The 16,273-nt window shown below is 74.0% G+C and carries 14 protein-coding genes; 11 read left to right on the forward strand and 3 right to left on the reverse strand.

The window, feature by feature from the left end; translation table 11 throughout:
- From BG482_RS22225 to BG482_RS22260, 8 genes are all read left to right on the forward strand, one after another.
- Positions 1-1,569 (forward strand): glycoside hydrolase family 20 protein (locus BG482_RS22225; protein WP_256096445.1); only part of this gene is annotated, 1,569 nt, incomplete at its 5' end.
- 135 nt (positions 1,570-1,704) lie between these two features.
- Entirely contained in the window at positions 1,705-2,259 is a 555-nt protein-coding gene (locus tag BG482_RS22230) for a hypothetical protein (RefSeq protein WP_069770842.1), read from the forward strand.
- 301 nt (positions 2,260-2,560) lie between these two features.
- The gene (locus tag BG482_RS22235; protein ID WP_069770931.1) at positions 2,561-2,905 is read left to right on the forward strand and encodes a hypothetical protein; all 345 of its coding nucleotides are present in this window, start codon (positions 2,561-2,563) and stop codon (positions 2,903-2,905) included.
- Between the two features lie 144 nt (positions 2,906-3,049).
- Complete coding sequence (locus tag BG482_RS22240; protein WP_069770843.1) at positions 3,050-3,703, forward strand: RNA polymerase sigma factor; 654 nt, start codon at positions 3,050-3,052, stop codon at positions 3,701-3,703.
- 99 nt (positions 3,704-3,802) lie between these two features.
- Positions 3,803-4,705 (forward strand): hypothetical protein, encoded by a 903-nt coding sequence (locus tag BG482_RS22245; protein ID WP_069770844.1) that lies wholly within the window; start codon positions 3,803-3,805, stop codon positions 4,703-4,705.
- A 292-nt stretch (positions 4,706-4,997) separates the two neighbouring features.
- The gene (locus BG482_RS22250; protein WP_069770845.1) at positions 4,998-5,657 is read left to right on the forward strand and encodes an RNA polymerase sigma factor; all 660 of its coding nucleotides are present in this window, start codon (positions 4,998-5,000) and stop codon (positions 5,655-5,657) included.
- Positions 5,657-6,829 carry a hypothetical protein gene (locus BG482_RS22255; RefSeq protein ID WP_069770846.1) on the forward strand — a complete coding sequence of 391 codons (1,173 nt, stop codon included), beginning with the start codon at positions 5,657-5,659 and terminating at the stop codon, positions 6,827-6,829. The genes BG482_RS22250 and BG482_RS22255 overlap by 1 nt, the downstream gene beginning before the upstream one ends.
- A 297-nt stretch (positions 6,830-7,126) precedes the next feature.
- On the forward strand, positions 7,127-8,707 hold the full coding sequence (locus tag BG482_RS22260; protein WP_069770847.1) for a methylmalonyl-CoA mutase: 1,581 nt from the start codon (positions 7,127-7,129) through the stop codon (positions 8,705-8,707).
- Between the two features lie 51 nt (positions 8,708-8,758).
- On the opposite strand, the gene BG482_RS22265 is transcribed toward BG482_RS22260, so the two are convergent.
- The 3 genes from BG482_RS22265 to BG482_RS22275 all read right to left on the reverse strand — a co-directional run bounded on the left by BG482_RS22265 (position 8,759) and on the right by BG482_RS22275 (position 12,471).
- Positions 8,759-9,922, reverse strand: coding sequence for an acyltransferase (locus BG482_RS22265; RefSeq protein ID WP_069770848.1), 1,164 nt, complete (start codon positions 9,920-9,922; stop codon positions 8,759-8,761).
- Positions 9,923-10,054: 132 nt separating this feature from the next.
- Positions 10,055-11,485 carry an alpha-2,8-polysialyltransferase family protein gene (locus BG482_RS22270; RefSeq protein ID WP_256096446.1) on the reverse strand — a complete coding sequence of 477 codons (1,431 nt, stop codon included), beginning with the start codon at positions 11,483-11,485 and terminating at the stop codon, positions 10,055-10,057.
- Positions 11,485-12,471, reverse strand: a complete 987-nt coding sequence (locus BG482_RS22275) for a glycosyltransferase family 2 protein (protein ID WP_069770849.1) — start codon at positions 12,469-12,471, stop codon at positions 11,485-11,487. The genes BG482_RS22270 and BG482_RS22275 overlap by 1 nt, the downstream gene beginning before the upstream one ends.
- A gap of 198 nt (positions 12,472-12,669) precedes the next feature.
- Here BG482_RS22275 and BG482_RS22280 point away from each other — a divergent pair, with 198 nt between their 5' ends.
- Genes BG482_RS22280 through BG482_RS22290 form a run of 3 tightly spaced genes read left to right on the forward strand, consistent with a single transcriptional unit; the run spans position 12,670 to position 16,248 of the window.
- Positions 12,670-13,998, forward strand: a complete 1,329-nt coding sequence (locus BG482_RS22280; RefSeq protein ID WP_069770850.1) for a DUF6716 putative glycosyltransferase — start codon at positions 12,670-12,672, stop codon at positions 13,996-13,998.
- 56 nt (positions 13,999-14,054) lie between these two features.
- On the forward strand, positions 14,055-15,272 hold the full coding sequence (locus BG482_RS22285) for an acylneuraminate cytidylyltransferase (protein WP_069770851.1): 1,218 nt from the start codon (positions 14,055-14,057) through the stop codon (positions 15,270-15,272).
- Positions 15,273-15,285: 13 nt separating this feature from the next.
- Positions 15,286-16,248, forward strand: coding sequence for an N-acetylneuraminate synthase family protein (locus BG482_RS22290; protein ID WP_069770852.1), 963 nt, complete (start codon positions 15,286-15,288; stop codon positions 16,246-16,248).
- Positions 16,249-16,273: the final 25 nt, after the last annotated feature.

Here is a 16,273-nt window from a genome sequence, read left to right on the forward strand (position 1 = left end):
CTGGGCGTGTGGGCCTCGTCGGGGGAGGGCTCCGGGACGCCGGCCGGGTCGGCCGCCTCCCGGCAGACGGCCGGGACCTCGGCCGGCGACCCCGTCGCCTCCGCCGCCGCGCCGCCCGCGGCGCCGACGCCCACTCGCTCGTACGCCCTGTCCACCGCTCCCCGGACCATCCCGGCCGTCCGCGCCCATACTCCGGCGCGCGGCCCGGGATGGCGTCCCGCGGCCGGTCGCCGGGTCGTGGTCAGCGACGCCGACCTCGCCGACGAGGGACGGCTGATCGCGGGCGAACTGGGACTGAAGTACGCCGGGCAGAAGAACGACGTGCGCGCCGGGGACCTGCGGCTGGCGCTCAACGACGACGAGGGCGCGAACCCGGAGTCGTACGCCATGACCGTGCGCGGCGGCCGCGTCACCATCAGCGGGCCCTCCGACGCCGGAGTGTTCTACGGCACCCGCACCCTCAAGCAGGAGGTGCACGGCGGCGGCACCGCCCCCGAGGGCGTCGTGCACGACCAGCCGGCCAAACCGCAGCGCGGGTTCACGCTGGACATCGCGCGCAAGTACTTCAGCCCCGCCTGGATCGAGGACCGGGTGCGCGAGCTCGGCGACCTCAAGTACAACCAGCTCGGCCTGCACTTCTCCGACGACCAGTCCTTCCGGATCGAGTCCGACAGCCACCCGGAGATCGTCGCCCCGCGGCACCTCACCAAGGCCCAGGTGAAGAAGATCGTCGACCTCGCGGCGAGCCGGCACATCACCGTCGTGCCCGAGATCGACTCGCCGGGGCACCTGGGCGCCGTCCTCGCCGCCCATCCCGAGCTGCAGCTGCGCAACGCGAGCGGAGTGGCCACCCGCGGGGCGATCGACATCTCCAAGGACGACTCCGCGAACCTCCTCGACGACCTGCTGGACGAGTACGCCGGCGTGTTCCCCGGCGCCTACTGGCATCTCGGCGGCGACGAGTACCAGGCCCTGACGGTGTCCAGCCCGGCCGCCTCCTACCCCCAGCTCGCCGCCGCCGCGCGCGCCCGGTACGGCTCCGGCGCGGGCGTGGCCGACCTCACCACGGGCTGGCTCAACGACCGCGCCGACACCGTCCGCGCCCACGACCGGACCATGCGGGTGTGGAACGACGGCTTCTTCCGCGGCACGTCGGTCAAACCGGCCTCCGACCTGGTGGTCGCGTACTGGACGGGCAAGGAGATCGGGGCCCGCACGCCGTCCGAGTACCTGAGCGCGGGGCGCAAGATGCTCAACTACAACGACGAGTACCTCTACTACGTCCTCGGCGAGCCGAACGACTTCGCCTACCCGACCGGGCGGCGCATCTACGAGCAGTGGACCCCGCGGGTGCTGCGCGGCACCACGCCCGTGGCCGCGAGGTACGACTCCCAGATCCTCGGCGGCTCCCTCTCGGTCTGGTGCGACCTCGCGAACTCCCAGACGCAGGCCCAGGTCGCGGCCGGCATCCGGATGCCGCTGCGGGCGACCTCGCAGAAACTGTGGGACGCCGGGACGCCGGAGCTGTCCTGGACGCAGTTCACGGCACTGGCGAACAGGCTGGGCTGAGCGCCTCGCCGGACACCTCGCCGGACGCCCTCGGAGTTGGCCGAAACAACCCCCCTGTGACACTCCTGGCCCGTCGCACGCAGTAAGGGGAAGTGTGGGCTCCGTAAGGAAGGCGCCCTGGCGAGGGAGGCGCGGATGAGCCTGGTGGAACTGATCGCTCAGGCCGACGAACGCGGACTGGCGGCCAGCGGGCTGGCTTGTTTGGATCGCTGCATACCCCTGCTGGGAGGCGACGACGAGATCCTGCGCCCGCTGTGGGGCAACCTCACGGACGACTCCGACGCCGCCGACTGGGGCGGCCTGGTGGAACGGGCGCGCGACAAGCTGGGGGCCCCTCCGGCGGAGGGCGACGAGGCCGGACTCCTCGCCCACCGGATGCTGGCCGCCGCCCCGGACGACCGCCGCGCCGCCGGGGTGAGGGCATGGGCCGACGCCTGCTCCGTCGCCTCGCTCCAGATCCACCGCCTCCTCGACCCGACGGCGGACGGCGCTCCGGTCGATTCGCGCCGGGAGGGCCGTACCGAGGGCATGTCCCCTCTCGTCGCCGCCGAACTGCGACGCCAGGTCACCGTCCTGGAGGTCCTCGCCGGTCACGGAGCGAGCGGACTGCGCCGCGCGCTGGAGGTGTCCGTCGAGGGCCGCCGGGTGCTGCGGGCGGTGGTGTCACGGCGCGCTCGTGGACGTACGTGAGCGCGGTGCGGGGGACATGGGTCGGTCCTGCGCCGGTCCGGGGAAGGTCCCGGATCCGGGTGACACAACCCGCGACGCCCTCGCTCTTCCCAGTGTGACGCGCAGGACGACCGACCAGACCGACCGCCCCGACCGGACCCACGAGACCGACCGTCCCGACCGGGCCCACGAGAGCGACCGCCCCGACCGGGCCCACGAGAGCGACTGCCCCGACCGGCCGGACCGCCCCGACCGGCCGGACCGGGCCGACGCCGCGAACCGGGCCGAGCGGCCCGCCCGCCCCTCCGCCGCCGGCAGACCCGTGCGGTGGGCGGCCGAGGCGGTGGCCGGCGTCCCCGAGAGCATGCGCCCGCAGCTCGACCACTCGGCGCAGAGCCTGTGGCGCGTCGACCGGCTGATCGACGACCTGCGACGCGCGGGCGCGCCCTACGCCGCCGTGGAGGGCGTGCTGCGCGGATTCGGAGCGTACGCCGGCGAGGTGATCGTCCGGCAGACCGGCGCCGAGTGGTGGGCCTCCGGCGGCGACCACTGGGTCCGCACCCCCGACGGCCGCCTCTGGGAACCCCTCGACGAGGCCCGCCGCTGCCACGCCGGCCACGGCTCCCTGCGCCTGCTGTGCCGGGACGCGATGGGCGGGGGGCGGTGAGGGGCAGCCGGTCACGGGTCCGCGCGCTGTGACACTTCCGTGCGGGGTGGCGCTGATGAGCGTGGGGGCGCGGCCGCATCCGGACCCGGTGTTCGGCGGGGGAGCCGCGTGCCCGCACCGAACTCCGTACGAACGAGGAAAGTCTTGGGCCAGGGAGGGGAACCCCGGCGCGCGCAGGCGTACGACGGGGAACTGGGGGCGGCCGTGGCGCGGGCCCAGGACGGGGACGAGCTCGCGTTCGCCGTGGCGTACCGGATCGTCCAGCCCGGGCTGCTCGGTTATCTGCGCGGGATCGTCGGCGAGGAGGCGGAGGACGTGGCCTCCGACGCCTGGCTGGAGATAGCCCGGGATCTGGGGCGGTTCCGCGGTGACGGGGCCGGGTTCCGGGGCTGGACGGCGACCATCGCCCGGCATCGGGCCCTGGACCACCTGCGTCGGCTGCGGGTGCGCCCGCGCTCGGCGGCGCTGGAACAGGACGTCGTCCTCGACCTGCCCGGGCCGCACAGCACCCACGACCTGGCACTGGAGTCCCTCTCCACCGCGCAGGCCCTGGAACTGGTGCGCGGGCTGCCGCGGGACCAGGCGGAGGCCGTGCTGCTGAGGGTCGTCATCGGACTGGACGGCCCTGCCGCGGCCCGGGTGCTCGGCAAGCGGCCCGGCGCCGTGCGCACGGCCGCGCACCGGGGGCTCAAGCGGCTGGCCGGACAGCTGGGCGCCGCGGGCGAGGGGGGCGCGAACGACCGCGGCGCGGAGGGTGTGACGGATGGCGGCCCCCGGACGCTGGGGGAGTCGACGTGAACGGTGAGGCCCACGGGCCGTATCGATCACTGGGGGACGGCTGCGCGACCGGTGGGCGAGCGGCGGGAACGGACGTTCGGGACAGAGGCGGAAACGGACATGGGTGAACGGCTGAAGGACGGCGCGGGCCACGGCCGTCGGCGCGCGCGCCCTGACGACGTCCTCGCCGGCCTGTCGGGGCTGGAGGCGCTGCTCGTCCGGGCCCTGCGCGCGCCGGGCGACCGTCCGCAGGAGGGCAGCGAGGGCGAGCAGCGGGCCGTCGCCGCGTTCCGCGCCGCCCGTGACACCGGGGACGCGAGGGCGCGCCGGGTCCGCGCCCGGCGTCGCGACGACTGGCGGCCCCAGGCCCGGCGGCACACCGCCCGCTCGCTGCGGGTCACGCTCTGCGCGCTGATCGCCGGCCTCGCGCTCGGCGGAGCCGCGTTCGCCGCGATCGGCTCCGGCACGGGCGGCGACGACGGCATCGGCGTCGGCGTCCGCGGCGGGGGCGGGGGCGTCGAGCGGCCCCGGCAGTCGGCGGGGGGGACCACGGGCCCCTCGGGGGCGCTCTCCGCCGTCCCGGCCGCCACGGGCGGCGCCGACCGGGACCGTCCCGCGACATCCGAGAGCGGCAAGGAGGCGGCGGCCCGCTGCCGCGCCTACGAGAAGGCCCGGGGGCGGGGCGAGGACCTCGGCTCCCTCGTGTGGCAGGGGCTCGTGGCGGCGGCGGGCGGCGAGAGCCACGTCGAGGCGTACTGCGCGGTGCCCGGACGGCGGACGGCCACCGCCAAGGACGACGGGACCGGCAAGGACGGCGGCTCCCACAAGGCCGGCGGGGCGGGCGACGCCGGCAAGGCCGGTGAGCTCGGCAAGGCCGGTGGGACCGGCACGACGGGGAGGACGGCCGAGGTCGGCGGGGCGGCCCGGCCGGACGCGTCCGCGGAGCCCGAGAGGTCCGCGAGGCCGGAGGGCTCGTCGGCGAAGGCGAAGGCGCAGGACACCGGGGCCGGTAACGGCGGATGACGGTGGCCGCCAAGGCAACGGCCGAGGCCGCCACCCCCCACAGGAGAGGCCCCGGCCGTCGCGCGGCACGGGCCGCGCGGCGGCCCGTACTCCCTACAGCGCCGGGCGTGCGTTTTCTGTCACACCCCGAGCACGTCCACCGCGTCACGAGTTAGTTGCATGTTCTACGGACATGGACGTGCGGCTGTTTCAGGTCGTAACGTGCCTTTCGCGCCGGACGGCCAAGCGGCAGACCACCGCACACGACCTGCGGTCCTCAGAAGCCGCGCACCATCGACCGAGGAACCACGACGTGGGGGACGACGCGGAGCTGACAGCCGCGGTGCTCGCGGCACAGAACGGGGACGAGAGCGCGTTCCGGACTGTGTACCGCGCGGTGCACCCGCGGCTGCTCGGGTACGTGCGCACGCTGGTCGGCGATCTCGACGCCGAGGACGTGACCTCCGAGGCCTGGCTGCAGGTCGCCCGGGACCTGGAGCGGTTCACCGGGGACGCGGACCGCTTCCGCGGCTGGGCCGCCCGGATCGCCCGCAACCGCGCCCTGGACCACATACGCATGCGCGGCAGACGTCCGGCGACGGTCGCCGACGAGACCGAGCTGACCGGGCGGGCCGCCGCGTCCGACACCGCGGGCGAGGCCATGGAGGCGCTGGCGACCGGCCGCACCCTGGGCCTGATCGCCCGGCTGCCGCAGGACCAGGCCGAGGCCGTGGTCCTGCGGGTGGTCATGGGACTCGACGCCAAGACGGCCGCCGACACGCTCGGCAAACGACCCGGCGCGGTCCGCACGGCCGCGCACCGTGGCCTGAAGAAGCTCGCCGAACTGCTCGGCGAGGATCCGGAGTCGGCCGGGCCGCTCGACGCGCTGCCGCCCCAACGGGGGCCCCGCTCGCGGGCGGTGGCCCCCGCGGGTGTGACGCATGTGCGCCCGCGGACGCAGAAGGACATGTGATGGCCGACAAGCAGGACAGGTGGCTCGACCGAGAAACGGCGGAGCGTCTGCTGCGCGGTGAGTCACCCGACAACGCTGTCGACGGCCCGGCCCGCGAAGAGGCCGAACGGCTCGCCCGGGCCCTGGGCGCGTTGTCCGCGCCGACTGCCGAGCCCCTGCGTGACGACGACGAGCTCCCCGGCGAGGCCGCGGCCCTGGCCGCCTTCCGCAAGGTGTACGCGGACCGCGCCGATCTCGCGTTCCGCGCCGCTCACGCCGGCCGCAGCGAACAGCCCTCGCGCGCCGGGGACTTCGCCGCCGACGCCGGGCTGGTGCGCATCGGCGGTCGCATCCCGGAGGCCGGCCGGCTCTCCCGCTGGAGCCGCCCCGCGCGTCTGGGACTGGTGGCGGCGCTGGCCGTCGGGATGGCCGGCGGGGTCGCGGTGGCGAGCGGGACGGGCCTCCTGCCGACCCCGTTCGGCCGCACGGAGCCGGGCCGGCCCGTGGCCTCCGTCTCCGCCCCGGCGTCCCCCGGCCCCGCGCTCGTCCCGCCGTCCCCCGACGCCTCGGGCGCGCTCGGCGGCGGCACGGCCCCGGCGACGCCGCAGGGCGACGGCAAGGGCGCCGGCGGCGGAGCCTCGGGAGGCGCGACGAAGGACGACGGCGTCTCGGCGTCCCCGGGCTCCCGCGGCGCGTGGCCGCCCGGTGTGATCGCGTCCTGCCGTGAGCTGAGCGCCGGCAGGAACCCGGACGCCCAGCACCGACGCGCCCTGGAGCACCGGGCGGGCGGCCTGAAGCGGGTGCCGGCGTTCTGCGCGGGTGTTCTCGACGGCGCCGGTGCGAGCTCCCGCGGCGACGGCCGCGGCACGGGGAAGGGCGCCGGCCGGGACGCCGGACAGGGCAGGGGCGGCGCCGGGAGCCAGGGCGGGGCGGGCGGTCGCGGCGGCTCGGACGGCAAGCCCGGCCGAGGCGACGACGGCGATGGTGACGGCGACCGCGACGGCGGTCACGGACACGGACACGGACACGGACACGGACACGGACACGGACACGGACACGAGGGCGTCTCCCACGGCGGAAACGGCGGAAACGGCGGAAACGGCGGAGACGGCTCGAACGGCGGGAACAGTGCGGACGGTGGTGGCCGCGGCGGCCGCGGCCACCATGACGGCCGCCGTCATCACGGCCACTGACCTGCGATTTCTCAGATCGTCGAAATTTTTCGGCGAGGGGTGTGACGTTTTCAGCTGGTGGAACGCAGTAACAAGTGAGCCGACTGGTCATCGGCCCTTGCACTGAGCCGGGGTTCCCCCCGTACCTTCGGCTCGTGCGCCTGGCGCGGGCGGGACACGTTCCCCCGGTCCCGCCCGCGCCCCTGACGTCTCCCGGACATCCCCCCCGCGCCCTCCCGGCATTGTGAGGACCGGCGCCTGCGGCCATCCTGTGAGGAAGGTCCCGGAGCGGACAGACCAGCGGGAGGCATCGCACCCATGGCGCGTGAGTCGGAGTCCGGACTGCCCATCGAGCCGGTCTACGGGCCGCAGGACCTGGCCGGCTGGGATCCCGCCGAGAAGCTGGGCGGGCCGGGCGGCTACCCCTTCACCCGGGGCGTGTACCCGTCGATGTACACCGGCCGCCCCTGGACCATGCGCCAGTACGCGGGCTTCGGCACCGCGGCCGAGTCCAACGCCCGCTACCGGCAGCTGATCTCGCACGGCACGACGGGCCTGTCCGTCGCCTTCGACCTGCCCACCCAGATGGGCCACGACTCCGACGCCCCGATCGCGCACGGCGAGGTCGGCAAGGTCGGTGTGGCGATCGACTCGGTCGACGACATGCGGGTGCTGTTCGCCGGGATCCCGCTGGACGAGGTCTCGACGTCGATGACGATCAACGCGCCCGCGGCGCTGCTCCTGCTGATGTACCAGCTGGTCGGCGAGGAACAGGGCGTACCGGCGGCCCGGCTCACGGGCACGATCCAGAACGACGTCCTGAAGGAGTACATCGCGCGCGGCACGTACATCTTCCCGCCGAAGCCCTCGCTGCGGCTGATCGCCGACATCTTCAGGTACTGCCAGGCCGAGATCCCGAAGTGGAACACCATCTCGATCTCCGGCTACCACATGGCGGAGGCGGGCGCGTCCCCCGCGCAGGAGATCGCCTTCACCCTGGCGGACGGCATCGAGTACGTGCGTACGGCGGTGTCGGCGGGGATGGACGTGGACGACTTCGCGCCCCGCCTCTCCTTCTTCTTCGTGGCCCGCACCACGATCCTCGAAGAGGTCGCGAAGTTCCGGGCCGCGCGCCGTATCTGGGCCCGGGTGATGAAGGAGGAGTTCGGCGCGCGGAACCCCAGGTCGCTGATGCTGCGCTTCCACACGCAGACGGCCGGCGTCCAGCTCACCGCCCAGCAGCCCGAGGTGAACCTGGTGCGGGTCGCCGTCCAGGGGCTGGCCGCGGTCCTGGGCGGCACCCAGTCCCTGCACACCAACTCCTTCGACGAGGCGATCGCGCTGCCCACGGACAAGAGCGCGCGCCTCGCCCTGCGCACCCAGCAGGTGCTGGCCTACGAGACGGACGTGACGGCGACCGTCGACCCCTTCGCGGGCTCCTATGCCGTCGAGAAGATGACCGACGACGTCGAGGCGGCGGCCGTCGGGCTGATGCGCAGGATCGAGGACCTCGGCGGCGCGGTGGCGGCCATCGAGCACGGCTTCCAGAAGGGCGAGATCGAGCACAACGCCTACCGCATCGCCCAGGAGACCGACTCCGGCGAGCGGGTCGTCGTCGGCGTCAACCGCTTCCGGCTCGACGCCGAGGAGCCCTACGAGCCGCTCAGCGTCGACCCGGCCATCGAGGCCCAGCAGGCGCAGCGGCTGGCGAGGCTGCGGGCCGAGCGCGACCGGGCGGCGGTGGACGCGGCCCTGGACGCGCTGAGGAAGGCGGCGGAGGGCCAGGACAACGTCCTGTACCCGATGAAGGACGCGCTGCGCGCCCGGGCGACGGTCGGCGAGGTGTGCAATGCCCTCCGGGACGTCTGGGGGACGTACGTGCCGTCGGACGTGTTCTGACCCGGTCGATTCCCCCGGGAACGACGCCCTCCCGGAAGGGCGTCCCGATCTTCAGACCCGCGACAGCGCGCGTCGCAGCCGGGGCGACAGCGGCTTCTCGACGAAGCGGTTGAGCAGCAGGGCCAGCAGCAGCATCGAGACGAGGGTCAGGGCGAACGTCGCCGCCGACGGCACCCGCAGACCGCGGTGCAGGAACCGGATCACCACCCAGCCGAGATGCTCGTGGACCAGATAGAAGGGGTACGTCAGGGTGCCCGCGACGGTGAGCCACCGCCGGTTCGCCCGGTCCGGGCGGCCCAGCGCGATCGCCCCGACCGCCGCGAAGCCGAGGGCGACCACCAGGATGACGCCGAGACTCGTGCGGTGGGCGAAGGCGTTCGGGTCCGAGACGTTCGACAGCTCGCGCACCGCGTAGTGCTGGCCGATCAGGAAGCCCGCCGCGACGATCCCCCAGGCGTAGGCGTCCCGCCGGTCGCGGTGGACGAGGTAGAGGCCGACGCCGCCGACGAAGAAGGGCGCGTACGCGGGCATCAGGACCAGGTCGAGCAGCGGCTCGTGCGTCGCCTGCGCGACCGCGGCGGCCGTCGTCCAGCCCGCGCAGAACACGACGACCCGGCGGCGGCTCGCGCCCGGCAGGACGACGCACAGCGCGAACAGGGCGTAGAAGCGGATCTCCGCCCACAGCGTCCAGCACACGCCGAGCACCCGGTCCACGCCCAACGGCTGCTGGAGCAGGGTCAGATTGACCAGCGCGTCGCTCGGGGACACCGCCTCGAAGACGACCGGCGGCAGTGCGAAGACCGCCGTCACCAGCAGGACGGCCGCCCAGTACGCGGGCATCAGCCGGGAGACGCGGGAGGCCGCGAACGACCGGAGCGGCCGGCCCCAGCCGCTCATGCAGATCACGAACCCGCTGATCACGAAGAAGACCTGGACGCCGAGGCAGCCGTACGCGGCGAACGTGTGCAGGGTGGGGAACTGCAGCCTCGGTGAGGTCCCCCACGCGCGGGAGACCTCACCGTCGCGGCCCGCGTAGTGGTAGACCGCCACCATCAGCGCGGCGACCAGCCGCAGCCCGTCCAGAGCGCGCAGTCGGCCCTCGGGACCGCCCGGCCCGGCCGGTCCGCCCCGTCCGCCGGGTCCGTCCGGCTCGTGGACCGGCGCCGGCGCGGCGAGCGCCGCCTTCGACGTGCTGCTCACGACCGTCTCGGTCATGCTCGTACCCCTCGCAGTGGCCCAGGGGGCCTGTCGTGTGCTCGGTCCGCGACGCCCCGGTTGCTCGATACGACCGTTCACCCCGGAGCGCGGTGTCCGGAAGAAACGCCCGGTGAACCTCCCGCGTCGATGTCACTTCCGCCGGCGGACGGCCCTGCGCAGCGCCCTCGCCCGTCGCACCACCCGGCGCGCGGCGGCGTGGCGCGGAAGGAAGGCCAGTCGCTGCGGGATGCCTCCCGGCAGCCCGAGCGCCGTGAGCCGCCTGCGTCTGAAGTACCGTCCGGTGCGCGGACCGAGACGGGTGCGCAGATACCGCTCGGCGACCGGCCGCAGTCCGGGGTGGAGCTGGGGCTGCATCACGAAGCCCACCGCGGCGAGCAGTTCGGCCACGGCCTCCGCCCCGACGGGCCGGCGGCTCCCGAGGTCCTCCGGGTCCCCCGGGTTCCTCAGATCCTCCAGGTCCTCCAGGTCCGGCAGCAGCGCGTCGGCCAGCACGAGGGGCACGCGGTTGCTGTTCTGGTAGGGGACCAGCCGCTCCAGCAGCGACTCGGTGCCGACGCGGGCCACGGGCAGCCCGTAGAAGGAGGACGCGGTGAACAGGGCCGTCGAGAAGCAGCCGACGACCAGCGCGGGCCGAGCCCGGTCGAACAGCACCTCGGCGAGCACCGGCGTGCCGAGGACCGTCAGCGTGACGCCCAGCCGCTCCGCCTCGGCCTCCAGGGCGCGGCTGTAGCGGGCCGGCGCGGTCGGATGCGGGGTGAAGACGACCGAACGGTGACCGCGCGCGACCGCCCCGCGCAGCATGCGCACATGCAGCTCCTCCTCCTGCTGCGGGGTGAGGATCTCCAGCGCCGAGAGGTACTGGCCGAGCAGCAGCGCGCAGTCGTCGGGCAGCGACGGCACCTCCGGCACGGCGTCGGCGACCTCCCCCAGCACCTTCAGGAAGGCGGTGGCGGGCACGGTCTCGGCCGGCGCCCCGAACTCGGTGAGCAGCAGCGGCCTCAGCCCCGGCACCAGGTCGAGGTGGAGCACCCGCCGCACCCGGGTGCCGAGCAGCGGGTCGAGCTTGTCGCGGGTGGGGCCGTAGCTCATCAGGCCGTCCGCGTAGACCTCGACGGGCGCTCCGGGGAACAGCTGGGCGATGGCCTGGGCGGGGTTGACCTGGATGGACTCCAGCACGATCGTCACCCGGTCGTCGCCCAGGCCCCACAGCAGCCGCAGGTACCGCTCCAGGAGGGGCACGTCGTCGGGGCGCGGCGACCAGGCGCCCGGGTGGAAGGGGCTGATGGCCTCGTTCCAGGAGCGGACCTCGTCGAAGCGGTCCCGCAGCGGGGCGAAGCCCGCCATCTCGTCGAGGGCGGGGGAGGTCTCGGGCGTCGTCGCGTTGTTGCACACCAGCAGCAGCCGGCGGTCGGCGGGCGCGAAGGCGTCCGCGTCGAGGGCGGCGGCGAGCGTGGCGGCGCCGTAGAGGGTGGAGGCGCAGAAGATCTGGGTCGTGCCGACGGCGGCGGGGGTCGCGGTGCTCGGCTCGGCGCGGTGCTGGGCGCGGGGCGCGGGGGACATCAGGCGGCCGCCTTCGCGGAGATGATCTGCCGGCGCAGCCGCCGCAGTGTGGCCGAGCGGCGCAGGTCCATGCGGTCGAGCACGTCGGTGAGCAGCTCCTGGGGCATGCGCCGTACGGCGGCGGCGCTTCGCGTGCGCAGCTGTCTGGCGACGGCGGGCTCGAACTTGTCGACGTCCGCGAGGTGGTGGGCGATGATCGCGCAGTAGGTTCGCACCGCCTTGGGCAGCAGCAGGTCGGCGTCCCGGTCCCGTGCGGTCTCCTCGACGACCTGGTCGAAGGCGCGGATGAAGTCCAGCTGCCGGGCGTCGCCGATCCGGGTCAGGGACGAGGCGACGCCCCGGCGGTAGAAGACGCCGTGCAGGTTCACCACCGCGAACGACTCCGCCTCCCGGTGCAGCTTCCAGATCCACGGCCGGTCCTCGGCGGTGCGCAGCCCGTCGGTGAAGTGCAGCAGGCCACGGTCGAGGAGGCTGCGGCGGTAGACGCCGGCCCAGGCGAAGGCGTAGTCGACGGACGTGGAGCGGTCGGCGGGCAGGATCGCCCGGCGCGGGTCGAGGACCTCTCCGCGCAGCCCGTGCGGGTGTCGGACCACCGTGCGCGTGCGGCCGGTGGCCTGGACGTGGTCCGTGCGCACGAAGTCGCAGCCCAACTCATCGATCGCGGAGACGAGTTGGTCCAGATATCCGCGAGCGAGCCAGTCGTCGCCGTCCAGGAACGTCAGGTATTCGCCCTGTGCCGCGTCGAGTCCGGTATTGCGGGCGGTGGCGAGACCGCCGTTCTCGTCGTGACGGACATGACGCACCTGGGCGACCTTCGAAAGACCCTCGACCGCACGTTCGACAATCTCCGGAGTCTCGTCCGTGGAATGGTCGTCCACCAGCACGAATTCGAATTCCCGACTGGCGTTCATATGAAGACTTCTGAGCGTGTCGGGCGCGTACGGGCCGACGTTGTAGAACGGCACGATCACAGAGAGCTTGGGCACACGGGAAAGCCTAGGAGTGCCGCCGGCGGGGGAACTTATCGACGAGGGGACGAGGGGTGAACTGAATGTGGCGGATTCGTGCACCCCGTCTTCGGCAGGGGAGTGGGCGGGCCGGTTCGGAATTCGGTGTCGCGTTGTTAACTTCTTGTTGATCGGGGATTGGGAAAATCCCGTGTTTTGCTTTCTACCGTCTTCGGTGTGCCAGCAAGTACTGCGAACCCCCCACGGATTGCCGTCCTCGCGGACTCCGACACCCGATGGAAATGGGGTGCGCTGACCGCGACGCGGACAGCTCCCTCGGCCCCCGTCCTGGACGGCTTCCTGCTGCGCGGCCGGGCCACCCCGACCCCCCGTCAGCTGGCCGAGGTCGGCGTGCGCGCCGCCTCGCTGCGCGAGGTCACCGCCGTCGAGTTCCTGCGGGTCATGGCGGACACTCCGTACGACGTCCTCGTCCTCGCACTGGTGGGCGGCAGCGTCCAGGCCGTCCTGCACGGTCTGAAGCGGGTCGTGGAGAACGGCGGGAGGCGTCGTCCCGTCGTCGTCACCGGCTATGTCGGCGTCGTCTACGAGAAGCTCGCCGACGGACTGCTGCTGCGGCACGGCGCCGATCTCGTCCTGGCCAACTCCCGCCAGGACGCGGAGCGTTTCCGCGCCGTGTACGAGGGGGTCGGAGCCGATGCCTCCGCGGTGACCGAAGTGGCCCTGCCGTTCCTGGGCGGCACGCCGTACACCGGTGAACACGACCCGTTCACCGTGGTGTTCGCGGCGCAGCCCTCGGTGCCCGGGAACCGCGCGGACCGCGCCTACCTGCTGGACCGGCTGGTGCGGCACGCCCGTCTGCACCCGGAGCGCGATGTGCTGCTGAAGCTCCGCTCCAAGCCGGGGGAGCACACCACCCACATCGAGGAACTGCCCTACCAGAAGCTGGCGCGGGGGCTCGACCTGCCGCCCAACCTCCGCCTGGTGTACGGACACATGGGCGAGGTCCTGGACCGCGCCGACCTCCTGGTCACGGTCAGCTCGACGGCCGCCCTGGAGTCCCTGCACCGCCGGATCCCCACCGTGGTCCTCACCGATCTCGGGGTGCGCGAGACGCTCGGCAACCACCACTTCGTCGGCTCCGGCTGCCTGGCCTCCTGGGACCAGCTCGACGCCGGCCACCGCCCCGACCCCGACGAGGACTGGGTGGCCCGCCAGGGAGTCGCCGCCGGCGGCCCCTCCTCCGACGCGGGCTCCTACGACGACGCCTTCGTCCCGGCCCGCGAACGCATCGCCGAACTGCTCGGCAGCCCCGCCGGTCCGCCACCCCTGACCCCCTACTACACGCCCGCCACCGCACCCGGCTACCTCCCCGGCATCCTCGCCCGCCATCACCTGGCCCCCGACGGCAGTCCCCTTCCCGGAGCCCCGGCCGCAGCCGGGACCCCCGGCCCGGTCCGCCGGACCGTCCGCAGGGCGGCCCGCGGCGTCTACCGGCACGGCGTCCAGCGCGTGGCCCCGGTCATCCGCCGCATGGGGGAGCTGTGACCTCCCCGGCCGTCACTTCCCCGACCTTCCCCGCGACCTCTCCAGGAGACGTGCCCATGCCCGACTCAGCAGCCGGCGTGCGCCGCGTTCTCGCCGTGATCCCCGCGCGCGGGGGCTCCAAGGGCGTGCCCGCGAAGAACCTCGCGCCGGTGGGCGGCGTCCCGCTGGTCGCCCGCGCGGTCCGCGAGTGCCGGGCCAGCCGGCTCGTCACGGACGTGGTCGTGTCCACCGACGACCACGCCATCGCGGCGGCGGCCCGCGAGGCGGGCGCAGAGGTCGTGCTGCGCCCGGCCGCCATCGCCGGGGACACGGCGACCTCGGAGGCCGCCGTCCTGCACGCCCTGGACGCCCACGAGGCCCTGCGCGGCTCCCCGGTGGACGTCGTCGTGCTCGTCCAGTGCACGAGCCCCTTCCTCGCCCGCGAGGACGTCGACGGCGTCGCCGGGGCCGTCGTCGAACAGGGCGCCGACACGGCCGTCACGGTGGCCCCCTTCCACGGCTTCCTCTGGCGCCGCTCCGACGAGGCGGGCGAGGGCGGCTCCGGCGTCAACCACGACCGGTCCTTCCGGCCGCGCCGCCAGGACCGCCCCCAGGACTACCTGGAGACCGGCGCCGCCTACGCGATGGACGCGGCAGGCTTCCGCAGACACGGACACCGCTTCTTCGGCCGCACCGAACTCGTCCGCACCGACCCCGCCCGCGTCCTGGAGATCGACGACCCGCACGACCTCGCCCGCGCCCGCGCCCTCGCCCCGCTCCTCGACGCCGACCTCCCCGGCTCCCTGCCCACCGCCGACGACGTCGACGCCGTCGTGCTCGACTTCGACGGCACCCAGACCGACGACCGGGTGCTGATCGACTCCGACGGACGCGAGTTCGTCTCCGTCCACCGCGGCGACGGCCTCGGCATCGCCGCCCTGCGCCGGTCCGGGCTGCGGATGCTGATCCTGTCCACCGAACGCAACCCGGTCGTCGCCGCCCGCGCCCGCAAGCTCGAACTCCCGGTCCTGCACGGCGTCGACCGCAAGGACCTCGCGCTGAAGCAGTGGTGCGAGGAACAGGGCGTCGCACCGGAGCGCGTGCTCTACGTCGGCAACGACGTCAACGACCTTCCCTGCTTCGCGCTCGTCGGCTGGCCGGTGGCCGTCGCGAGCGCCCACGACGTCGTACGCGGCGCCGCCCGCGCGGTCACCGCCCTGCCCGGCGGCGACGGCGCGATCCGGGAGATCGCCGGCTGGATCCTCGGCCCCTCCCTCGACACCCTCCCCCAGTAAGGAACGTTCCGCCATGAGCACCAGCGACAACGCCGCCACCCGCATCAACGCCCGCCTGCGCCTCCTGGGCACGCGCCCCGTCGGCCCCGGCCACCCCGTCTACGTCACCGGCGAGATCGGCATCAACCACAACGGCGACCTCGACACCGCCCTCAGGCTGATCGACGCGGCCGCCGAGGCAGGCTGCGACGCCGTCAAGTTCCAGAAGCGCACGCCCGAGATCTGCACCCCGCGCGACCAGTGGGACGTCGAGCGCGACACGCCCTGGGGCCGGATGACGTACATCGACTACCGCCACCGCGTCGAGTTCGGCGAGGACGAGTACCGCCGGATCGACGCGTACTGCAAGGAGAAGGACATCGCCTGGTTCGCGTCGCCCTGGGACACCGAGGCGGTCGCCTTCCTGGAGAAGTTCGACGTGCCCGCGCACAAGGTGGCCTCCGCGTCGCTGACCGACGACGCACTGCTGCGCGCCCTGCGCGGCACCGGCCGGACCGTCGTCCTGTCCACCGGCATGTCGACCCCGCGGCAGATCCGCCACGCGGTCGAGGTCCTCGGCTCGGACAACATCCTCCTGTGCCACGCCACCTCGACCTACCCGGCCAGGGCCGAGGAGCTCAACCTCCGTGTGATCAACACGCTGGAGCGGGAGTACCCCAACGTCCCGATCGGCTACTCCGGCCACGAGACCGGGTTGCAGACCTCCCTGGCCGCCGTCGCCCTCGGCGCGGTCTTCGTCGAGCGCCACATCACCCTCGACCGCGCGATGTGGGGCTCCGACCAGGCGGCCTCCGTGGAGCCGGGCGGCCTGACCCGCCTCGTCCGCGACATCCGCACCATCGAGGCCTCCCTCGGCGACGGCGTGAAGAAGGTCTACGACTCCGAGCTCGGCCCGATGCGCAAGCTGCGCCGCGTCCCGGGCGTCGTCGCGGAGGCGGAGATCGCGGCGGCGGCGGGCGAGCCGCTCGCGGTGTGACCTGCGTGCCCCTCCGAGTGCCCCA

Origin of the sequence: Streptomyces sp. LUP30 (assembly GCF_001746365.1) — a bacterium.
Taxonomy (GTDB): Bacteria; Actinomycetota; Actinomycetes; order Streptomycetales; family Streptomycetaceae; genus Streptomyces.